Below are 20,939 nucleotides of genomic sequence, written 5' to 3' on the forward strand. Positions count from 1 at the left end.
ATTCGTGTTAATGCGCATAACTCTTAGCTTTGGTTTGTAAAGCTAATCTGTTACCGAATTATCTGACCTTTACAATTGCGAGGAACGAAGCAATCGCACGGAGAAAGTCCTCTATGCTAAGTTCGCGATTGCTTCGTTCCTCGCAATTACAATATCTACTATCGTTCCTTATTAAACTCCCCAAAGTGCCATAATACACCTGATGGGTCATGCAAAAAACATTCACGCCCCCAAACTTCATTACGTATGGCAGTGAGTTTTACACCAGGGTATTTGCCGGGCAAATCCAGCGCTTCCAATTCGTTATAATACCGGTCAACATCATCAACCTCTAAAAACAACATGGTGTTTTCTATCCAGTCTTTAGCATAGTAACGCTGCAAATAAAAAGCAAGCCCTCCCGTTTTAAATACCGACATACCATTGTCTATCACCGTTTCTTCAAAACCCAGGTCGCGGTAAAATGCGCGTGATACTTCAAAATCTTTTGAGCCGATGAACGGGCGGAGGGAGATGGCGTTGTGCTGCATGATAATTGGTTGAGCAAACTTAGTGAATTCATTGCATCATATAGCGACGGGTTTCAGACATACAGAAACGTTGTCATCCTGAGCGATAGCGAAGGATCTTATAAAACGGATAGGTAACGGGTTGCCCGGCCGCAAGTTTAGTAAAGCGTATAAGATGTTTCGCTATCGCTCAACATGACAAACCTTTCTTTCGGGTAATAAAGATTGCAACTTATATAGCGTAAAGAAGCTATTGCCGTCATACTATCGCTAACCCCCGTTTTTTCTTCCCGTTTTTTATCTCTAAATTAGTTTCTGCCAAGTCCCGCCTATGTTAAAAAAAATAATCTGCTTTCTGCTTTGCGCATTCTGTTTCACAGCGTTACAAGCTCAAAAATTGCAATCGCCCGATGAGTTTTTGGGGTATAAGCTGGGCGCGCAGTTTACCAGCCATCACCGTATTACTGATTATTTCAGATACGTGGCCAGCGCCTCAAAGCAGGTTAAGCTGGTGCAGTACGGCACAACCAACGAGGGGCGGCCGCTTATTGCGATGTTTATTGCATCTGCCGAAAATATTGGCAAGCTGGAAAGCATAAGGGCAAATAACCTGCGATTGGCCGGATTGGATAAAAGCGAAACGGCAAGCGCCAACACCCCGGTTATAATCTGGTTTAGTTATAATGTACACGGCAACGAGCCATCATCAAGCGAGGCGGCCATGCAAACTTTGTATGATATGGCTAACCCCGCCAACCAGCGCACACAGGCCTGGCTTAAAAACGCGGTAGTGGTAATTGACCCCTGCCTAAACCCTGATGGGCGCGAGCGCTATGTTAACTACTATAATTCGGTAAAAGGAGTAACACCGAATACCGACCCAACATCGCGCGAGCATAATGAAGTATGGCCGGGTGGAAGAGTTAACCACTATTACTTTGACCTTAACCGCGACTGGGCATGGCAGATACAGAAGGAGACGCAGGAACGTATGGCCTTGTATAACAAATGGCTGCCGCAAATACATGTAGATTTTCATGAGCAGGGTTATAACTCGCCCTATTATTTTGCCCCGGCCGCGCAACCTTTTCACCGGGTAATAACCGATTGGCAGAAGGAGTTTCAAATAACCATTGGTAAAAATAATGCCCGGTATTTTGACCAGGCAGGGTGGCTTTATTTTACCAAAGAAGAGTTTGACCTGCTTTATCCATCCTACGGCGATACCTATCCCATTTATAACGGTTCTATAGGCTTAACCTATGAGCAGGGCGGTATAGGTGCCGGTTTAGCGGTTACAACACGCACCGGCGATGTGCTTACCCTTACCGAACGCATCACCCATCACCATTCCAATAGTTTAAGCACTATTGAAACCGCGGCAGAAAACGCGCCTAAAGTGGTACAGGAGTTTAAAAAATACTTTGACAGTGCTGCTGCTGCGCCAACGGATGATTTTAAGACCTATGTTATTAAAAACGATAACGAAGACAATTTTGCTGCCCTGGGCAAACTGCTTAACAACAACGGTATCCGGTATCGTATAGGAGGCAAGGGAAACTTTACAGGGTTTGATTATTTTACAGGGAAGAACGCGCAGGGAAGCATAGGTGCCAAAGATATGGTGATCAGCGCCTATCAGCCTAAATCTGTATTGCTAAATGTGTTGTTTGAGCCTAAAACCCTGGTGGCCGATTCAAACACTTACGATATTACCGCATGGTCATTACCCTATGTTTATGGTTTGCACACTTATGGTATAAAAGATGCTTTACCCATCGCGGCCCCCAATGCGGTTAAACCCGCTAAAGAACAAACCGGCACAGGGGCGTATGCTTATATAAGTCCGTGGAGATCTGTTGAGGATGTAAAATTCCTGGCAGCGCTGCTCAACGAAAAAATAAAGATCCGGTTCTCTGAGCGGTCATTCGCTGTAAACGGGCAGCAGTGTGCCGCCGGATCCTTAATAATAGCAAAGGCAGGAAATGACCGCCCCGACCTGGACGAATTGATAAAGCGCACAGCCGCTAAGTTTGGCCGGAAACCTATGCCGCTTTCTTCGGGATTTGTGGAGAAGGGCGCCGACCTTGGCTCTAACGTGGTGCGGTATATTAAACCGCCTAAAATAATGGTAATTGCAGGTAATGGGGTGGCCGCGGAGAATATGGGCGAGGTATGGCACTTTTTTGATCAGCAGATAGGTTTCCCGATCACCATAGTACGGCATGATGATATAGGAAAGGTTAAGCTGGCCGATTTTAATGTGATCATCCTTCCGGATGGGCAGTATGAAGATTTTAAGTCGGAGCGAATAGCAGATTGGGTGAAGGAGGGCGGCAAGCTAATAGCCATGGGCAGCGCTATAAAACAGCTTACAGAAAAACAGGGCTTTGCTATTAAAGATGTGGATAGCCTTGATGCCGGCAAAAAGAAGGATAAACCAGAAGTGAAACTGTACGAAGACCGGCAGCGCGACGCGTTTAACACCAATGTAGCAGGTGCAATTTATAAGGTTGATCTGGATAATACCCACCCGCTGGCTTTTGGATATCCCGATTTTTATTACACCCTAAAGCTGGATGACAGCCTATACGGCCTGCTTGACGATGGCTGGAACGTTGCCACCATAAAAAAGGACGCCTATGTGGCCGGCCTGGTGGGCAATAAGAGCAAGCAAAAACTAAACAAAGGCGGCTTGCTGTTTGGCGTACAAAACATGGGCCGGGGCTCGGTAGTGTATATGGTTGACGACCCCTTGTTCCGCGGTTTTTGGGAGAATGGCAAACTGCTGTTTAGCAATGCTGTGTTTATGGTGGGCCAGTGATTTCAGTTGGCAGTTGGCAGGTTTCAGTTAGTTGTTTGCAGTGTTTTTTTAACAATGCAAACAACTTTTGTTAAAGCGCATTTTTTACTGCCCACTGCCCACTGCCCACTGCCCACTGCCCACTGCCCACTGCCCACTGCCCACTGCCCACTGCCCACTGCCCACTGCCCACTGCCCACTGCCCACTGCCCACTGCCCACTGCCCACTGCCCACTGCCCACTGCCCACTGCCCACTGNTAATTCCCGCTGCTAACACGTCCTTTCTCGGCTTCGGCACCGCTGCGGTGTTGCCTTGCTTTTATGTTGGTGCTGCCGAAGTTGTAGGTTAAGTTAATACGGAAAACGCGCGTATCGGCTTTTTGTCTGATCTTGAAATCATTACCTAGCTCTGTGCTGTTGAGGTCATTCCTTAGGGTATTAAATATGTCGCTCAAAGAAACCTTTACGTTTAGCTTTTTATTAGCAAATTGGCGGCTAACCCCTGCATCAATAGAATATTGAGGAAATAAGTGGTATATCCCATAGGTTAAGGCTGAGCGATAATTACCTGATATTTCCGCCCGGAACTTAGCTACAGTAAAGTTTTGTGTTGAGCGGAACGTAAAGGCACGCTGCCCGTTATCAACATTGCCGCCTATCAAACCGTTGGCTTTAAAACCAAGATAAAACCCGTTAAAGTTGGCGTTGCCTGTCCACCATTTGGTAATGGTAAATGGCGAGTATATGTTTATGCCATAGCTTTCCTGCGTACGCAAATTCTCATTGGTTTGATAGGTTTTGTTTCCATCTGTCAATATAAGCTGCGTAATTACATCAGTGGTGAGGCTATAATTCAGGCTTACATTGATGGTTTTGTTATACGTATAAGTTAACTCGTAATTGTTGGTATACTGGGGCTTCAGGAACGAGTTGCCTTTCATAAAAGTATAATCGTCCAGATAATAATCAAAAGGATTCAGGTCGCCGTAGTTGGGGCGATCAATGCGGCGGCTGTATGAAACCCCAAGATCATTCTTTTTACCTAAGGAATGGTTTATAAACACACTTGGGAAAAAGTTGAGGTAGCTGCGTTTAATACGCTGGTTTGTACTTACCAGGTCTGCGTCTGATTCTGTATTCTCTGCACGTAAACCAACCTGTACCGAGCCATTTTTAAATTGATAGTTAACATTGGTGTAAGCCGCTGCAATTTGTTCGGTATAAACAAAACGGTTAGTGCGGGTTACATCATTAATAAAGCTGCCGCTTTTTAATATCTGTGCCCGCAGGTCGTTATCAGTTTTAACGCTGCTGAATTTTAGGCCGGCTTCCATTTTCCATAATTTACTAAGGGGTTTGCTGTAATCTGCTTTCCCGGAGTAAATCTCTATGCTTGACGGGGATTGATTACGCAGTACTTTCGCGCCTGGTTTAGTAGGATCTGCGCTGCCATTGGGTTTAAAATAGAATGTATTATATTCTGCAACAGAGTTATTGGTAAATTTAGAATAATCCAGATCCATAGCCAGTTCCTGGCCCAATGTGTCTAACTTAAGTCTGTCGTTAACGTTAAAAGCCAGGTTTTTATAACGGTTGTCAATAACAGATCCTGTGGTTAAATAAGCTAATAACTGGCGTGAAGGCGAGTTTCTGTCTGTCCGGTTATCGTTAATGTCGCGCCCGCCGTTACTGTAGCCGCTGGCAACTACGCCAATTGTGTGGTTGGCGCTTGTTTCTAAATCGGCACCTATGTTAAAGTTGTTGTAATAACTAAACGAAGGCATTTTTGTCGACTGATCAAAAAATGGGGTATCAGGATTAGCAACAACCCTGCTTATGGTCATATCCCGGTAGCGGTTATTGTCGCCACGGCTTATCGTTCCAAAAATATTAAGCGGACCGTTTTTATGGTTAATGTTAAGGCTGGTAGCATCGCGGTTGCCTCTTCCGCGCGAAACACCGGCTGAAAGACTGCCATTAGTGCCTTTTTGCTTGTTCTTTTTAAGCTTGATATTGATGATGCCCGAGTTACCCGCAGCATCGTATTTGGCTGATGGATTGGTTATGATCTCGATGGTTGAAATAGTATTACCATCCGTAGAACGCAATAGCGTAGCCAATTGTGCCGCCGAAAGATAAGTAAGCTTATCATTGATCATTACCGTAACGCCCTGCTTGCCCCGCAAACTAATATTGTCATCTTTATCAACGGTAACGCCCGGCGCACGTTCCAGTATCTCCATGGCCGTATTGCCGGCCGCCAGAATACTGTTCTCCACATTCATTACGGTGCGGTCAACCTTGCGTTCTATTAAAGGTTTTGCGGCGGTTACGTTAACCGCGCCCAGGTTTCGGGCGGCTTCGGTCATGGTTATAAGTGGCGCGGTTATCTGTTCAGAACCTTCGGAAGTAAACGCTTTGCTTAATCCGTTGGCATAGCCAACCGATGTGGTTTTAATTACATAGCTGCCTTTAGCTACGTTATCAAAAAAGTAAGCACCTTTATCATCGGTTAAAGTGCCTTTTACAATTACCGAGTCGGTTGCCCGTAATAAACTAACTGTTGCAAATTCAACCGGTTTGGCGGCCGCGTCTTTAACCGCGCCCGTTATTTTTGATGTTTGCGCATGCGCCATGCCCGTGCATATAAACGTAAGGATAGCGATTGTATATATTGAAGTAAAAAGTTTTTTCATTTCCCTGAGTTTTGGCAAAAAAGTTCCTGTAAAAGAAATTGCTTTCTTTTTTAAGCTATTGTTAATGTATTAAGTTGATTAAACCGCCGTACAAGCCGGTGGCTGTTAGTTATCGTTGCGCATTTACGCGCATTTTACATTAAGATGCAAAAACAGGGGGGCAGGTTACAAAGAATTTCACTTTTTATTGCCGGAGAGCAATTCGCCTTTGTTTAATACAGGGAAAAAAGGCAATATAACGTCATTAAGCAGCGAAAAGTGATGCTTCTCGCCTGCTTTAATAATGCTAACCGCATTGAGGCTTTTAAGGCCGATATGGATTGCCGGCAAAGTAGCGCGGTAAAAGGTTAATATAAGCCCGCTGATTAACAGCAGGCTTATATATTTAAAATATGCGGTAAACATTTTTGAATTATTTTACGCGTTTCAGGTTATCAGGTAGGGTAACAAGGGTATCAATCTTGCATTCCAGGCCATTAAGGGTCATGGTAAATGCGGCGCGCTCGGCGTCTGGTTTATTATTGTCTTCTTTGCATTTATACAAATCAACACCCCATATATATTGGTCTATTTCGTTATCAATAACAACTACCGCGTTTAACGGTACTTTTAATGTAAGGTGTACATCCTGGTCATGCCATGAAGTGCCGTGCACGCGTTGTAAGCGTCTGTCAAATGTCAATACAGAATCCTGTTGATTAAACTGGTAGCGTGTTCCGCGGGCGTTAACTAATGCACTTTCATAGCTGCTGCCTTTTGAACTGTAAGTTTGCACTAACACAGGTTGCGCAACATCGCTTTTTTCTATGTTGATGGAAATGTTGTTCGGTTCATTACGTTCAAAGTCATCATCGCCAACGTTAATAGTACCGTTAAAGCCGGGTTTGATATCTAAACGCGTGCTGTCTTCGCCGGTAAGGTATTTAATGTTGTTTAATTTTAGATAGTAGGTGTTGTTTGATGATTTAAGCAAGGGCGATGTTTGCGTAAAACTTGCCGAAGAGCGAAAACCTTTGGCAACCTTGGTGCCATAGTACAAGCCCGTGCCAATTGCAAAAAGCCATACCGTTAACATTACCATTGCAGATGAACGGCTGATGGATTGTGTATTGAATATAGCCTTTAAAATAAGCAATATAATAGCAAGCACGGGGATGAACGCCACCAGGAATACGGAAATATAGATCCAGTTAGCGTACTCATTATCAACTATAGTAAACGGAAATATTTCAAACTGGCCGGTGTTCCATATCAATACCATGGCCAGTACAACTATCATGGCAATGGCCATGGCAAAAAGATCAAGCAAAATAAATATGCCCAATATTTTTATGAGGAGTTTACCCGTGGTTCTGAAAAAACGACCCAGCAGGAAAAAGAATTCCTCTATAAAATCTCTTAGCTTATAAATGAAAGGTTTGGCCTCGTTTCTAAAGCTGTCCATGCGGCCTTTTACGGAGCTCATTTCCTCTTCCAGGTTGTTTTTAAAGCCCTGTAACGTAAGTTTTTCGCCTTTCATGGCCATGCGGTCTGCGCGGCTGGTAGCTTTAGGTACTACTATCCATAAAATTAGATATAACACTATACCCAGGCCGCCAAAAAACGCGGTTAGCGCAAATAGTAGTCTGATCCAGATGGCCGAGATATTAAAGTAGTTGCCCAGCCCGGCGCAAACCCCTGCAACCAGATGATCGTCAGGATCGCGAAACAGCGCGCGTGTGCCGGTATGGTCATAGGTATCCCGGCGCGGGTTTGGAACAGCGTCTTCCTCATCGGCATGTTCAAAATCTTCAACGGTTCCCATCTGGTTAATAACGGCTTTAATGTCGGCCTCTACAATAACCTGCCTGTTTTCGCGGCTAAGCATTTCAGAGAACATTTCAGCAATGCGGTTCTCAATGTCCGTGGTGATCTCCAGGCTATCCGCCGAGTTTAAAAAATGGCGCTTAACATCTGTCATGTAGCTTTTAAGCACCTCGTAAGCATCCTCCTCAATATGAAAGACAATGCCGTTTATGTTTATTATGATAGTTTTATTCATGATGCAATTTTTTCAGGGTTTAAATATTTTTTCCAACAGCGGTTTGTACGGCAAAAACCAGTTCGTTCCAGGTAGTATCTAACTGTTCAAGCACTTTTCGCCCCTCGTCGCTCAGTGCGTAGTACTTTCGCGGCGGCCCTGAAGTGGATTCAACCCAGTTATAAGTTAGCAGCCCGTTGTTTTTAAGGCGCGTTAATAGCGGATATAAGGTGCCTTCAACTACAAGCAACTGGGCTTTCTTTAGTTCGGCAATTATATCAGAGGCGTAGGTTTCATCGCGGGCGATGATAGAGAGTATACAATATTCCAATATACCCTTACGCATTTGTGTTTGTGTGTTCTCTGCGATCATGATACAAAGATATATGTTTTAAAATGTATTATGCAATACATAGTACTGAAATAATTAAAATATTTTTAATTAACTGAATAAATCGGATTTTTTTTTGCTGTTTTTACTAAATTATTTGTGAATTCAATAATGTAACACTACTTTTATGATTAATTAACTATTAACTGATCTTATTATTTAACACATGAAAAAACTTCTACTAGTAAGTTTGTGTGTGCTGGTGTTATGTGTAACACAAGTATTTGCACAAAACCGTACAGTTACTGGTACGGTTACGGCCAAAGACGACGGCCTACCCATCCCGGGAGCAACAGTAAAAATCAAGGGTACTGATATTGGTGTAGCCACCGATGCCAGTGGTAAATTCTCCCTTTCTGCACCAGATAATGCAGTACTAACAATTTCTTTTGTAGCTTATACACCGCAAGAGGTGTCTGTAGCCGGTAAAAGCGTTGTTAACGTTACTCTGACTCAAAATTACCAGCAGTTAAGCGAAGTTGTTGTAACATCACAAGGCATTGCCCGCGAAAGAAGATCACTGGGCTACTCTGCCCCTACAATTAGCGGCGATGTATTGGTGCAAGGCGGAAACGCAAGCGCGCTTACATCTTTAACCGGTCGTATACCAGGCGCCAACATTACCTCTACTTCAAACACTCCGGGTAGTTCAACCCGTATCGTTTTCCGTGGTGGTACATCAGTTGCCGGTAATAACCAGGCTTTAATAGTTGTTGACGGTGTGCCGGTAGATAACTCAAGCGTTACAGGTGGTGCCGATAGCCGCTCAAGCGTTGACTTTGGTAACCGCGCGAATGATATTGACCCTGATGACATTGAAAGCATTACGCCGTTATTAGGCCCTGGTGCAGCTGCACTTTACGGTTCAAGAGCGGCAAACGGCGCTATCCAGATCGTAACTAAAAGCGGTAAAAAAGGTAAAACAACAGTTTCTTTCAACACTTCAAACGTATTCTCTTCTATACTTAGATTACCTGAGTTTCAAAACGAATACGGACAGGGTTACATAAACGAATTTGATGCCAATGGTGTACCGGATTATGGTACTGACACGCAAGAAAACTGGAGCTGGGGCAGGCCATTTGATGGTAAGCCACAAGCCTGGGGCCAGGCAATTGACGTTGGCAGTGGCACACCTGTTAAGCGTATTAAAAACTGGGAAGCACAAAAGAACAACGTGAGAGATTTCTTTGTTGGTGGTTTTGCAACCGACAACAACGTTAACTTCTCTGGTGGTAACGATAAATCTACCTTCTTCATGGCTTTAAATACCCTGAATTCAGACGGTGTTTATCCAGGCAATCAAGACGTTTATAACAAATATGGTGTAAGGTTTAACGGCAAAACTGATTTTAGCGATAAATTTACCGCCGGTATATCTTTCAATTACAATAAAATAAGCTCACGTCAGGTTGCGGGTGGTCAAAATGACAACTCTGTATTTGACATGGTGCTGCAAACGCCAAGAGATATTCCTTTGCCTCAGTTAAAAGACCTTACCAATCCGTATAACGCTTTTGGCTTTACAGATTATAAAGGTGTTGTACAGGCTAATAAATATGGTTATTATGGTTCATACACCTTAAACCCTTATTTCGTACTGGATAAATTCAGCAACGATGATGAGCTTAACAGGATAACCGGTAACGTTAACCTTGAATACAAACCAACAACGTGGTTAAACGTTACAGACCGTTTAGGTATTGATACTTACAGCGAACGCAGAAGAGTTATCACACCTAAATACTCTTTCACCCCGGTTGATGCCGTTAGTAACGGTAGCACTCAGGTTAGTAACGGTGGTTATGAAATTGATCAATACGGTGTTACTGAGTTAAATAACGATTTCATGGTTACTGCTAAACATTCGTTCAGCAGCGATTTTAAAGGATCATTATTAGTAGGTAATAACATTCGTCAGCGTAATACATATACTCTTATTGCGCAAACAAATGCCAGCGCTGGTTTAGTTGTTCCAAACTGGTACAACCTGGCTAACAGTAATGGCCCTGTTGCTACAGGCGATTCATGGACCGTTAGAAGAATTGTAGGTTTATATGCCGACTTAAACTTGTCATACAAAAATTTCTTATTCTTAGAGGCTACAGGTCGTAACGACTGGTCATCAACTTTGCCAAAAGCAAACAATTCATTCTTTTACCCAAGTGTGAATACTTCATTTGCGTTTAGCGAATTAATTGGCACCAATAGCATCTTAAGTTCAGGTAAAGTACGTGCAAGCTGGGCGCAGGTTGGTAATGATACCGACCCTTACAGGTTGCTAACTACCTTTGCAAAAGGTACTGTTACAAGTAACTTTGGTAGTACATTGTTTCCGTTTGGTAACGTTGCCGCTTTACAGGCAGGTGCCACAATTGGTAACCCTAACCTGAAACCTGAAATTACCACAGCAATGGAAATTGGTACCGATTTGTCTTTCTTTGACAGCAGATTTGGTATTAATTTTACCTATTATGAAGCTGATTCAAAAAACCAGATCCTGTCAGTTCCAATTCCTAACTCAACAGGTTATGGCGCTGCTATAGTAAACGCCGGCCGGGTTAAAAACCACGGTGTAGAGTTAGCTTTAACCGGTACGGTTGTTAGATCAAGCAATATTAATGTTGAATTATTTGCTACTTACACTCAAAACCGTAACATAGTTATGGATTTGCCTGATGGCGTTGACCAGATCACTATTGGTGGATTTGGTGGTATGGGTATTGTTGCTGCCAAAAACAGACTTAATGGTCAGTTCTACGGTATAACTAATCAAACCGATGCACAGGGACGTACAATTGTTTCTGCTACAACCGGTATACCTTTAAAAACTACCGTTGCTCAATATTTAGGTAGCTATAACCCTAAATACCAGGGATCATTTGGTGGTAGCATAACTTTCAAAAGAAAGTTGAATGTTAACTTCTTATTTGATACCAAACAAGGTGGTAAAATGTACTCAAGAACTAAGGATATCCTTGCTTTCGTGGGTGTATCTAAAGAAACCGGTGGTGTAAGATACGGCCAGCCTTTCCCTAATTCAGTGTACATTTCTGGTGGCAACACTGTGGTAAACACAGGTGCTAATGCTGTAAATTATAGCAAGCAGGATTATTTTTCTGCTCTTGCTCCTGGTCAGAACATTATCGACGCATCATATGTTAAATTACGTAGCGCGGGTATATCATATACGTTCGCTAAATCGGACTTTAAATCGCTGCCGTTTAATAGCGTATCAGTAGGTGTATTCGGTAACAACTTGTTTATGTGGACACCAAAATCAAACGCGTACATTGACCCTGAAATTAACTCAGGTGGTGCTACTAACGAGCAAGGTTTAGATTTTACCGCACAGCCATCTGTACGTAACTATGGCTTTAACGTAAGAGTAACATTCTAATTTAAACATCATGAAAAGAAAATATTTATTTAATACAAAGCAGGTCCTGTTAACGGTAGTTATCGCGGCCGTGTCTTTATCAGGTTGTAAAAAGTTTTTGGATGTAAATACCAATCCAAACAGCCCTGATAGTGCTGCACCAAATTTACTTTTGCCGGCATCGCAAGCTGCTACAGGACAAATTATGGGCAACTTTTTCCAGATCAACGGAAATATCTGGGCCCAATACTGGACGCAAAATCCAACGTCTTCTCAGTATCGTACAGTAGATCAATACAACCCTGCTGCTACCGCTTCAGACAGAGCCTGGAATATTCTATACCGTGGCGCGTTGGTAAACGCAGATTTGATTACCAAGAGTAACGATGCGGGTATTGCTTATACCAGGGGTATTGCTCACTTAATGAAAGCATACACGTTGCAGGTAACTACTGATGCTTTTGGCGATGTGCCTGTTAAAGAAGCGTTGCAGTCAGAGCTTTTTAGAAACCCCCATTATGATGCGCAAAGCGTAGTATACGATAGTGTGTTTTACAATATTGACAGAGGTTTGGCTTTAATGAATGCCAGCGCTTCTGCATCTCCGGGTGCGCAGGACCTTGTATTTTCAGGAAGCGTTGCCAACTGGAAAGCATTTGCCAATACACTTAGATTAAAGGCTGGCTTAAGGCTGGCTTACATTGATGCTGTAAAAGCTAAAGCCCAAGTGCAAGCTGCTTATACTGCGGCTGCTGTAACCACAGGAGGCGTTACAACTTATTCGTTTCTTACGGTTGACGCTTCAATCAAATACCTAAGCACAGGTGGAAATGAAAACCCGTTGTATAACGAAATGGTAGGTTTGAACAGGGTACAAAACATTGTGGCCAGTACAACTGCTGTTGCTCAGTTTGATGCTAACTCTGACCCTCGTGTTGCTAAGTTTTACGATCTGCTTCCGGTTGACGCGACTGCTAAAACAGACCGTTCAATTGCGCAGGGTACTTATGCAGCAGGTGCTAACAACGGTAAAACTGTGTCTCCGCCTTCTCCATTAGTAGGTGGTCGTGCAAGCAACTCCGCATCAGCTACAGCGCCGGTTAAATTTATCTCCGCGGCAGAAAGCTGGTTCCTTCAGGCAGAAGCCGTAGCCAGAAATTGGGCTCCTGCAGGCCAGGTTCTTGCAACTTTATACACCAACGGCGTTAGAGCAAGCTTTACTTCGGTAGGTTTAACAGCAGGCGACGCTGATACCTATCTTGGTGTTGCTGGAAACGTTACCCAGTTTGTGACGCCTTTGACAATCGGTACCGAAGAGGATAAGATTAAATCTATCATCACTCAAAAGTATTTTGCTATGTGTGGTTTCCAGGGCTTTGAAGCATGGACAGAATGGCGCAGAACAGGTTACCCAACCTTCTTTGTAAAATCAGCAGCATCTGTAATAGGCGGTGTTAGAATGCCATTGCGTATGTTATACCCGGCTACTGAGTCTACAACAAATACAAACTACCCAGGGTTAAAAGTTATTTACGCACCGGTTTGGTGGGATACTAAACACCCTTTGTTATAGTATAAGCTTTTTTAAAACAAAAACCCGCCCGAATATTCGGGCGGGTTTTTTTATGCGGTATATTTTTAGAAAGCGCGTAAATGTGCTATTTAAAGCCGATGAAGGGAAGATTATTTAGTAAAGTAAGTTGCCGTAACCTGATCCTGGTTAACAGATAGATTTAATGTTGCTCCCATTACTAACGCGCAATTATCAGGTATGTGCCCTGCCGGAAAATCAAAGCAAACCGGGTAATTATATCCGGCAACAACATCCATAACAATCTGGGGCACGGTTTGCCCAAAGGGAATGTCATTATCTTTTACGCCAGTAAAACCACCCACTATAAGGCCGGCAAGGTTTTTCAATTTTCCGGCGCGTTTAAGTGTATGCATCATACGGTCTACACTGTACAGGTATTCGCCTACATCTTCAATAAAAAGTATTTTGCCGGCATAGTCAACATCTGATGCTGAGCCAAGCGCCGCTATCAGCAAGCTTAAATTGCCGCCGGTTAAGGTACCTTTGGCTTTTCCGTTTATGCCGGGGGTATTTTGCTTAAACTCATATTTAAGTTCGCCGCCAAATAAGGCTTTATGCAAGGTTTGCAATGAGCGGGCAGAAGCATCGGGAATATTCATGGGCATTTGCCCGTGTATGGTTTGCAAGTTGTAATTGGTAAGCAAATGCGAGTGCAAGAGCGTGATATCGCTAAAGCCAACCAGCCATTTAGGGTTTTGCTGCAAAGCACTAAAATCAACCTTATCAATCATGCGGATGGTGCCGTAGCCCCCACGCGCGGCTATTATGGCCTTAATGCTGTCATCATCAATAAAGCGCTGCATATCTGCGGCCCGCAAGTCATCATCACCCGCAAACTGGTGATACGATGCCGTAACTGTATCGCCCAAAACCACCTCTAAACCCCACGATTGTAGCAGGCTTACAGCATCCGTCATGGGTGCAGGCAACTTCTTAGCGGGGCAGGTAATGGCAATTTTATCGCCTTTTTTTAAATAGGGTGGCTGTATAGCGGCAATACCTGTTTTGTGCATGTTCAATATTAATAAAACTTTGGCATTAAAAATAGTAGCCGTCGCTCCATCCCGGTGGGACAAAAAAACCGACTTTTATAGTATAGCTGATAGTCAGCAATTTAAGCAATATTTACAGCTAATTTTCCTGACGAATAAGTAGTCTCACTTTGTCCCAACCCAAAACTGCAAACTACTAACTGCCAACTGATTACTGAAAATCTTGTCCCACCTTGTCTCATTTTGTCTCACACACACGCGGGACAAACACGGCCGCATGCGGCCGTGTTTGCTGCTACCACCTGCGATAGTTTGGGGTAGCGTTTGGAGGTAAAATAGTTATCTTTGCAGCTTATGTCGCAATTAGATAATTTTAAACGCTATACAATTACTTCGGCACTACCCTACGCCAACGGCCCCTTGCACATAGGGCACCTGGCAGGCGCGTATTTGCCGGCTGATATCTTTGTGCGCTTTCTTCGCCTTAAAAAGAAAGATGTAGTATACATCTGCGGGTCTGACGAGCATGGAGCGGCCATCACTATAAAAGCAAAAAAGGAAGGCACTACACCGCAGGCCATTATTGATAAGTATCACCAGCAGATAAAGCAAAGCTTTGAGGATTTTGGGATAGGTTTTGATATTTACCACCGCACGTCGGCCCCTATACATCACGACTTGTCGCAGGAGTTCTTTTTGAATTTATATGAGAAGGGCGAGTTTGTAGAGCAGTTTTCTGAGCAGTATTTTGATGAAGATTTCCAGCAGTTTTTAGCGGATAGGTATATTATAGGTACCTGCCCCAACTGCCATAACGATAACGCCTACGGCGATCAGTGCGAACGCTGCGGAACATCGCTAAATCCAACAGATCTGATCAACCCCATATCAACCCTGAGCGGCAAGCCACCCGTTTTAAAGGCTACCAAGCATTGGTACCTGCCTTTAGATAAGTACCAGCCCTGGCTGGAGCAATGGATAGACCAAAAGGAAGGCGAGTGGAAAGTGAATGTTTTCGGGCAGTGCAAATCATGGCTTAAATCGGGCCTGCAACCCCGCTCAATGACCCGCGACCTGGATTGGGGTATAGATGTGCCATTAGAAGAAGCGAAAGGTAAAAAGCTTTACGTTTGGATGGACGCGCCTATAGGCTATATATCTGCCACCAAGCAATGGGCAATTGATAAAGGCAAAGACTGGCAGCTGTACTGGAAGAAGCAAGAGAACGAAGCTGACGACACCTGCCTGATCCATTTTATAGGTAAGGATAACATTGTTTTTCATTGTATTATTTTCCCATCCATACTGCATGCCCATGGCGATTACGTGTTGCCGCAAAATGTACCCGCTAATGAGTTTTTGAATCTGGAAGGCGATAAGCTATCCACCTCACGCAACCACGCGGTTTGGCTGCACGAGTACCTGGAGGAGTTTCCGGGTAAGCAGGACGAGCTGCGTTATGTGCTTACCTCTATTTTACCAGAAACCAGTGATAGCGAGTTTACCTGGAAAGATTACCAGGCCCGCGTAAATAACGAACTGGTGGCCATACTGGGCAACTTTGTAAATCGTGTAATGATACTGATGCACAAGTTTTACGGGGGCAAGGTAGAGGGTGATATTAAACTGACAGATGGCTATTTAAATGACGAGATAGGGATATTTTATGATGCTTTGGATAGCAGCCTTAAGAACTATCGCTTTAGGCAGGGCTTGCAGTCGGTTATGGATATAGCGCGTTTAGGCAACAAATACCTAACCGATAAAGAGCCCTGGAAAACCATTAAAACCAACCCGGACGATGCACGCGATGCCCTGCACAACTGCCTGTTTATTATAGGGCATTTGGCCACTTGCCTGCAACCATTTTTACCCGCAACCGCCAAAAAAATATTTGGCATGCTGAACCTGCCGGAGCAATTTACTTTTGATGAGGAACTGGTATTCAGCAATGGACATCAGCTTAACGCCGCAGCATTGTTGTTTGAAAAGGTAGAAGATGATGTGATTGATAAGCAGATAGAAAAGTTAAATAACAAAAAGGAAGCAGCTGTAGTGGTAGAAGAAGTACCGGTAGCCCCGGCTAAAGAAAACATCAACTACGAAAGCTTTGCCGCTATGGATATACGCACCGGCACCATACTAACCGCCGAAAAGGTGGCCAAAACCAAGAAGCTGCTTAAGCTAACCATTGATACGGGTATTGACCAGCGTACGGTAGTATCAGGCATTGCGGAGTATTTTGAACCTGAAGCCATCATTGGCCAAAAGGTAAGCATACTGGTAAACCTGGAGCCGCGCGATATAAAAGGTATCACATCGCAAGGCATGATACTGATGGCCGAGAACGCCGAAGGCAAATTAACATTTGTTGCCCCAGTGAATGATTTCAGCAACGGATCGGTGGTACGCTGATGTTCAAATATGCGGATGTGCAAATGTTTTTTGGTTATCCGGCTATAATTTGCACATTTGCAGCGTTAATCTGCATATCTGCACATTCGCAAATCTGCACATCGTATGGTCCCGTAGTTCAACGGATAGAATAGGAGTTTCCTAAACTCTAGATATGGGTTCGATTCCCGTCGGGACCACAAAATTGAAGCCTTTGGATGGAAATCTAAAGGCTTTTTTGTTTTGTAATTAATGACATCGATATTTAGTATATTAGACTCAACAATAATTACCCAATGCTAATATTTCATACAAAATCACCCAAAAGTATGACTGAAATTAGCCGTTATTAATTCAATTTTGAGGCATATTTAAAACCAAAAAATGAAAAAGATAGTTTGGATCTACGGATTAATAGCAGGTGCGATAAGCGTATCGTGGGGTGTGCTTAGCGAGAGTGTGTTTAGCAATAGTTTAAGCCTGAACACCCGGATGATATTGGGCTATGCTACCATGATAGTGGCATTCTCATTGATCTTTGTTGCTGTTAAAAACTATCGTGATACGCAGGGCAACGGTCAGATCACATTTGGCAAGGCGCTGGGTATTGGGCTATTGATAGCACTTATTGCTTCAACACTGTATGTGGTGGTTTGGGAGATTGACTTTAGATATTTTGTGCCAGATTTTGGCGATAAATACCAGGCGCAAGCCATAGCCGAAATGAAACAAAGCGGAGTTAGCGCGGCAGAAATACAAAAGCAGTCGGCCGAGATGACGGAGATGATGCAGACATATAAAACAAACACGGCTTACCGGGCAATGTTCACCTACGCGGAGGTGGCTCCCGTAGGCATACTGATGTCGCTGTTAGCGGCGCTTATCCTTAAAAAGAAAACCAAAACGGCTGGTTCAGCTCAATAAGTAACAAATCAAAACATGAAAAAAGTAACAGGCCTGGGTGGCATATTCTTTAAATGCGATGACCCTAAAGGTATGAACGAGTGGTACAGCAAAAACCTGGGAATAGCCGCCGGCGACTATGGCGCTACGTTTGAGTGGCGGCAGGAAGATGACCCATCAAAAAAAGGAACTACAGCGTGGTGCACGTTTCCGGCTAACACCAAATATTTCAATCCATCAGAAAAGCCTTTTATGATCAATTACCGGGTAGAAGATCTGGCGGCACTGGTGGGGGAGCTTAAAAAAGACGGTGTAACCATCGTTGATGAAATATCAGCCTATGATTATGGCAAGTTTGTACACATATTGGACCCGGAAGGCAATGTTATAGAGCTTTGGGAACCTGTTGATGAAGGTTTTGATCAGGACGGCGCAGCAGGCTAAGTCTAAAACAACTGTGTTGCCAAAATCACCTCACGGTTTTCTAACACCGGGATTATTTGACCAAGAGCAATAGCCTGAAAATGTGCAGACGCGCGGTGCGCGGCAACGGCTGCTTCATTTGTATAAGCCTCATACAACATAAATGTATGGGGCTCTGTATTGCATTGGTGTACGGTATAAAACAGGTTGCCTTCTTCCTGGCGGGTTTGTTCTACTAATTCTGTAAACAGGTTTAATACCTTATCAAGGTGGCCTTCTTTTACCTGCCACCGGGCAAATACTGTTATAGGTTTTTGTTCCATTTATATTGGATTATTATGCTGCTTAATAAGGGCGCAATATAGTTACAACATCGTTACGTTTATTAAGCAAATGTTCCAAACTCCTCAGTTTGGATGTCCGGAACTGATTTACAGAACAACACATAAGGCTCAGCAGTAAACATTGTAGAATTAAATGAAATATTGTGTAATTTGGTGACTGCATTATACGCCAATCAATTATGAAACAAGTGAGCGCTTTTATATGCTTTATAGGTATAGTATGCTGCTGTTGCGAGGTAGTTGCCCAGCAAATACAAGTTAACAGTCAGCCCGGCCGCCTGGAAATAAGATCAGCGGGTAAAAGCAGTATCCGAATAACTTTAAAGCCCGTATCCTATAAACAGCGCTTTCCGGATAACCCTTCTATTGTTGATCGTGCTTACGGCGAACCTGCACTAAGCATTACAAATATTACCGCTCCGATAAGTAAAATGGTGGGCAATTTAAAAGTAACTGTTACTGCATCACCATTAACAGTTACCATTTTTAATAGCAAGGGTGCCCTTGTTCAAAAAATAAACTTTGCAACAAACGGTAATCTGTCGTTCAATTTAAACAATGGGCCGGTGTTTGGGTTGGGCGAAGGAGGACAGGAACCCGAAAAAGGAGCTGACTGGCGCGCACTCCCTGTTCAGTATGACAGGAGGCGGAGATACTATAAAATGCAGCCCCGCTGGCAGCGCGATGCCTATGGCTCGCGTAATCCGGTGGCGTTGCTGGTTAGTCCGGGTAACTGGGCCATATTTGCCGCTACGCCTTGGGTTGAGGTTGATTTGACAGCGGCAGATAAAGGTGTTTTTATTCCGTGGAAGCCAAGTGGAAAAGAGGGCCAGCCGCAAACATTAAGTAACCAGGGTTTAAATTTGGGTAAGGGCCTGCCGCCTATTGATAAAATTATACCGGGTTTGTATGATGTATTTGTATTTGACGCGCATGATCCGGCGGTTTTTGTAAAGAACTTTTCAACCATTACCGGTCCTGCTGTGCTGCCGCCTAAATGGACGCTGGGTTACATGCAATCGCACCGCACTTTGCAGGACGATAAACAGATGGTGGGTATAGTTGATACCTTCCGCACAAAAAAAATACCGGTTGACGCTGTTATCTACCTGGGTACAGGCTTTACCCCGCGCGGCTGGAACAAACAACAGCCGTCATTTGAATTTAACCCGGCAGTATTTAAGCGCGCGCCTGCAGAAGTTCTGGACGACATGCACGCGCGCAATGTTAAAGTTGTACTGCACATGGTGCCCTGGGACAGGGATAAACTACCCAACCTGCACGGTAATATCCCGGCGAAACAGGGCGAAACGGTTGATGGATCTCATATACAAAGCTACTGGAATGAGCATGTGCCTGTAATGAAGGCCGGTGCCGATGCCTTTTGGCCGGACGAAGGTGATTGGTTTAACTTATTTGAGCGGATTAAACGCCATCAGCTTTATTATCAGGGGCAATTATCGTACGCCCCCAATATTCGCCCCTGGAGCCTGCAAAGAAACGGCTATCCCGGGATAGCGCAATGGGGTGGCTGGGTATGGTCTGGCGATACAGAATCGTCATGGAAAACGCTTGAAACGCAGATAGCAGTAGGATTAAATTATGCTATTAGCATTGGGCCCTATTGGGGTACAGATATTGGCGGCTTTTTTCCGAACGCGGAACTAACCGGCGAACTGTACGCCCGCTGGTTCCAGTTTGGGGCTTTTAACCCATTATTCCGCAGCCATGGGGTTACCTGGCGAACACGGCTTCCCTGGGGATGGGGGGATAATAACCTGGGGCCTCCTGAAGGAAGGGTACATCCTTTAGCATCAGAACTAAATAACCCCGAAATTGAACCCGTTGTAAAAAAGTATGATGAGCTGCGCTATCAGTTGCTGCCCTATAACTATACATTGGCATGGCAGGCTTATAAAACAGGGTTGCCGTTAATGCGGGCAATGTGGCTGCACTATCCTGACGACGAAAAATGCAGAAGCGCTGCAGACCAGTTTTTATGGGGCCGCGATATGCTGATTGCACCGGTATATAAAAAAGGTGTCACATCCCGGCAGGTTTATTTGCCAAAGGGGCTGTGGTATGATTGGTGGACCGACATTAAAAGCACAGGAGCGCAAACCATAATTCGCCAAGTGGACCTCTCTGTTTTGCCTATTTATGTGCGTGCCGGGGCCATTATTCCCCTGGACCCGATACGGCAATACACCGCGCAGAAAGTGGATGAACCCACCACGCTTAAAATATTTACAGGTGCCGATGGTAACTATACCCTTTATAACGACGACGGGATAAGCCAGGATTATTTAAAAGAAAAAGGTACTCAGACACAAATTTTGTGGAACAATGCCAAAAGAAAAATAACCATACGAGCCGTAAATGCGGGCAATGTAAATGCCGCGCCACAAAAGTTTACTATTAAACTTGTACCGGGTAGCGCAAGCAAAAAAGTAACGTTTAGTGGAAAAGAACTAAGCGTTAGTATGTAAA

General features: G+C 44.1%; 14 protein-coding genes and 1 tRNA gene. 8 read left to right on the forward strand and 7 right to left on the reverse strand.

Features of this window, described 5'->3' with window-relative positions:
- Positions 1-158: 158 nt before the first annotated feature.
- Positions 159-530, reverse strand: a complete 372-nt coding sequence (locus ACFQZS_RS12150; RefSeq protein WP_377100576.1) for a VOC family protein — start codon at positions 528-530, stop codon at positions 159-161.
- A gap of 310 nt (positions 531-840) precedes the next feature.
- Here ACFQZS_RS12150 and ACFQZS_RS12155 point away from each other — a divergent pair, with 310 nt between their 5' ends.
- Positions 841-3,333, forward strand: a complete 2,493-nt coding sequence (locus tag ACFQZS_RS12155; RefSeq protein ID WP_377100578.1) for a M14 metallopeptidase family protein — start codon at positions 841-843, stop codon at positions 3,331-3,333.
- 84 nt (positions 3,334-3,417) lie between these two features.
- On the opposite strand, the gene ACFQZS_RS12160 is transcribed toward ACFQZS_RS12155, so the two are convergent.
- From ACFQZS_RS12160 to ACFQZS_RS12175, 4 genes are all read right to left on the reverse strand, one after another.
- Positions 3,418-6,009, reverse strand: a complete 2,592-nt coding sequence (locus tag ACFQZS_RS12160) for a TonB-dependent receptor domain-containing protein (RefSeq protein WP_377100580.1) — start codon at positions 6,007-6,009, stop codon at positions 3,418-3,420.
- Positions 6,010-6,186: 177 nt separating this feature from the next.
- Positions 6,187-6,414: a hypothetical protein gene (locus ACFQZS_RS12165; RefSeq protein WP_377100582.1), complete on the reverse strand. Its 228-nt coding sequence runs from the start codon at positions 6,412-6,414 to the stop codon at positions 6,187-6,189.
- 7 nt (positions 6,415-6,421) lie between these two features.
- Positions 6,422-8,050, reverse strand: a complete 1,629-nt coding sequence (locus ACFQZS_RS12170) for a PspC domain-containing protein (RefSeq protein ID WP_377100583.1) — start codon at positions 8,048-8,050, stop codon at positions 6,422-6,424.
- A 19-nt stretch (positions 8,051-8,069) separates the two neighbouring features.
- Entirely contained in the window at positions 8,070-8,402 is a 333-nt protein-coding gene (locus ACFQZS_RS12175; RefSeq protein ID WP_377100585.1) for a PadR family transcriptional regulator, read from the reverse strand.
- 184 nt (positions 8,403-8,586) lie between these two features.
- Here ACFQZS_RS12175 and ACFQZS_RS12180 point away from each other — a divergent pair, with 184 nt between their 5' ends.
- Positions 8,587-11,820, forward strand: coding sequence for a SusC/RagA family TonB-linked outer membrane protein (locus ACFQZS_RS12180; protein ID WP_377100587.1), 3,234 nt, complete (start codon positions 8,587-8,589; stop codon positions 11,818-11,820).
- Positions 11,821-11,830: 10 nt separating this feature from the next.
- The gene (locus ACFQZS_RS12185; RefSeq protein WP_377100589.1) at positions 11,831-13,372 is read left to right on the forward strand and encodes a SusD/RagB family nutrient-binding outer membrane lipoprotein; all 1,542 of its coding nucleotides are present in this window, start codon (positions 11,831-11,833) and stop codon (positions 13,370-13,372) included.
- Positions 13,373-13,482: 110 nt separating this feature from the next.
- Here the strand turns inward: ACFQZS_RS12185 and ACFQZS_RS12190 are convergent, their stop codons facing one another.
- Positions 13,483-14,406, reverse strand: a complete 924-nt coding sequence (locus ACFQZS_RS12190) for a S66 peptidase family protein (RefSeq protein ID WP_377100591.1) — start codon at positions 14,404-14,406, stop codon at positions 13,483-13,485.
- Between the two features lie 333 nt (positions 14,407-14,739).
- On the opposite strand from ACFQZS_RS12190, the gene metG reads away from it, so the two are divergent.
- The 4 genes from metG to ACFQZS_RS12210 all read left to right on the forward strand — a co-directional run bounded on the left by metG (position 14,740) and on the right by ACFQZS_RS12210 (position 18,126).
- Entirely contained in the window at positions 14,740-16,800 is a 2,061-nt protein-coding gene (gene metG / locus ACFQZS_RS12195) for a methionine--tRNA ligase (RefSeq protein WP_377100593.1), read from the forward strand.
- A 107-nt stretch (positions 16,801-16,907) separates the two neighbouring features.
- Positions 16,908-16,979, forward strand: a tRNA-Arg gene (locus tag ACFQZS_RS12200).
- A gap of 184 nt (positions 16,980-17,163) precedes the next feature.
- A complete protein-coding gene (locus ACFQZS_RS12205) occupies positions 17,164-17,703 on the forward strand; it encodes a DUF4199 domain-containing protein (protein WP_377100595.1) in 540 nt (179 codons plus the stop codon).
- A 15-nt stretch (positions 17,704-17,718) separates the two neighbouring features.
- On the forward strand, positions 17,719-18,126 hold the full coding sequence (locus tag ACFQZS_RS12210) for a VOC family protein (RefSeq protein ID WP_377100597.1): 408 nt from the start codon (positions 17,719-17,721) through the stop codon (positions 18,124-18,126).
- Between the two features lie 2 nt (positions 18,127-18,128).
- Here ACFQZS_RS12210 and ACFQZS_RS12215 read toward each other — a convergent pair whose 3' ends face one another.
- Entirely contained in the window at positions 18,129-18,428 is a 300-nt protein-coding gene (locus tag ACFQZS_RS12215) for a putative quinol monooxygenase (protein ID WP_377100599.1), read from the reverse strand.
- Between the two features lie 200 nt (positions 18,429-18,628).
- Here ACFQZS_RS12215 and ACFQZS_RS12220 point away from each other — a divergent pair, with 200 nt between their 5' ends.
- Complete coding sequence (locus tag ACFQZS_RS12220; protein ID WP_377100601.1) at positions 18,629-20,938, forward strand: glycoside hydrolase family 31 protein; 2,310 nt, start codon at positions 18,629-18,631, stop codon at positions 20,936-20,938.
- The last annotated feature ends 1 nt before the right edge of the window (position 20,939 follow it).

The sequence above is a fragment of the Mucilaginibacter calamicampi genome (genome assembly GCF_042676765.1).
Taxonomy (GTDB): domain Bacteria; phylum Bacteroidota; class Bacteroidia; order Sphingobacteriales; family Sphingobacteriaceae; genus Mucilaginibacter; species Mucilaginibacter calamicampi.

Excerpts from the sequence above, each read along its gene's own strand:
- ACFQZS_RS12150 (WP_377100576.1), bottom strand. The coding sequence starts at position 530 with ATGCAGCACAACGCCATCTCCCTCCGCCCGTTCATCGGCTCAAAAGAT.
- ACFQZS_RS12155 (WP_377100578.1), top strand. The coding sequence starts at position 841 with ATGTTAAAAAAAATAATCTGCTTTCTGCTTTGCGCATTCTGTTTCACA.
- ACFQZS_RS12165 (WP_377100582.1), bottom strand. The coding sequence starts at position 6,414 with ATGTTTACCGCATATTTTAAATATATAAGCCTGCTGTTAATCAGCGGG.
- ACFQZS_RS12170 (WP_377100583.1), bottom strand. The coding sequence starts at position 8,050 with ATGAATAAAACTATCATAATAAACATAAACGGCATTGTCTTTCATATT.
- ACFQZS_RS12175 (WP_377100585.1), bottom strand. The coding sequence starts at position 8,402 with ATGATCGCAGAGAACACACAAACACAAATGCGTAAGGGTATATTGGAA.
- ACFQZS_RS12180 (WP_377100587.1), top strand. The coding sequence starts at position 8,587 with ATGAAAAAACTTCTACTAGTAAGTTTGTGTGTGCTGGTGTTATGTGTA.
- ACFQZS_RS12185 (WP_377100589.1), top strand. The coding sequence starts at position 11,831 with ATGAAAAGAAAATATTTATTTAATACAAAGCAGGTCCTGTTAACGGTA.
- ACFQZS_RS12190 (WP_377100591.1), bottom strand. The coding sequence starts at position 14,406 with ATGCACAAAACAGGTATTGCCGCTATACAGCCACCCTATTTAAAAAAA.
- metG (WP_377100593.1), top strand. The coding sequence starts at position 14,740 with ATGTCGCAATTAGATAATTTTAAACGCTATACAATTACTTCGGCACTA.
- ACFQZS_RS12205 (WP_377100595.1), top strand. The coding sequence starts at position 17,164 with ATGAAAAAGATAGTTTGGATCTACGGATTAATAGCAGGTGCGATAAGC.
- ACFQZS_RS12210 (WP_377100597.1), top strand. The coding sequence starts at position 17,719 with ATGAAAAAAGTAACAGGCCTGGGTGGCATATTCTTTAAATGCGATGAC.
- ACFQZS_RS12215 (WP_377100599.1), bottom strand. The coding sequence starts at position 18,428 with ATGGAACAAAAACCTATAACAGTATTTGCCCGGTGGCAGGTAAAAGAA.
- ACFQZS_RS12220 (WP_377100601.1), top strand. The coding sequence starts at position 18,629 with ATGAAACAAGTGAGCGCTTTTATATGCTTTATAGGTATAGTATGCTGC.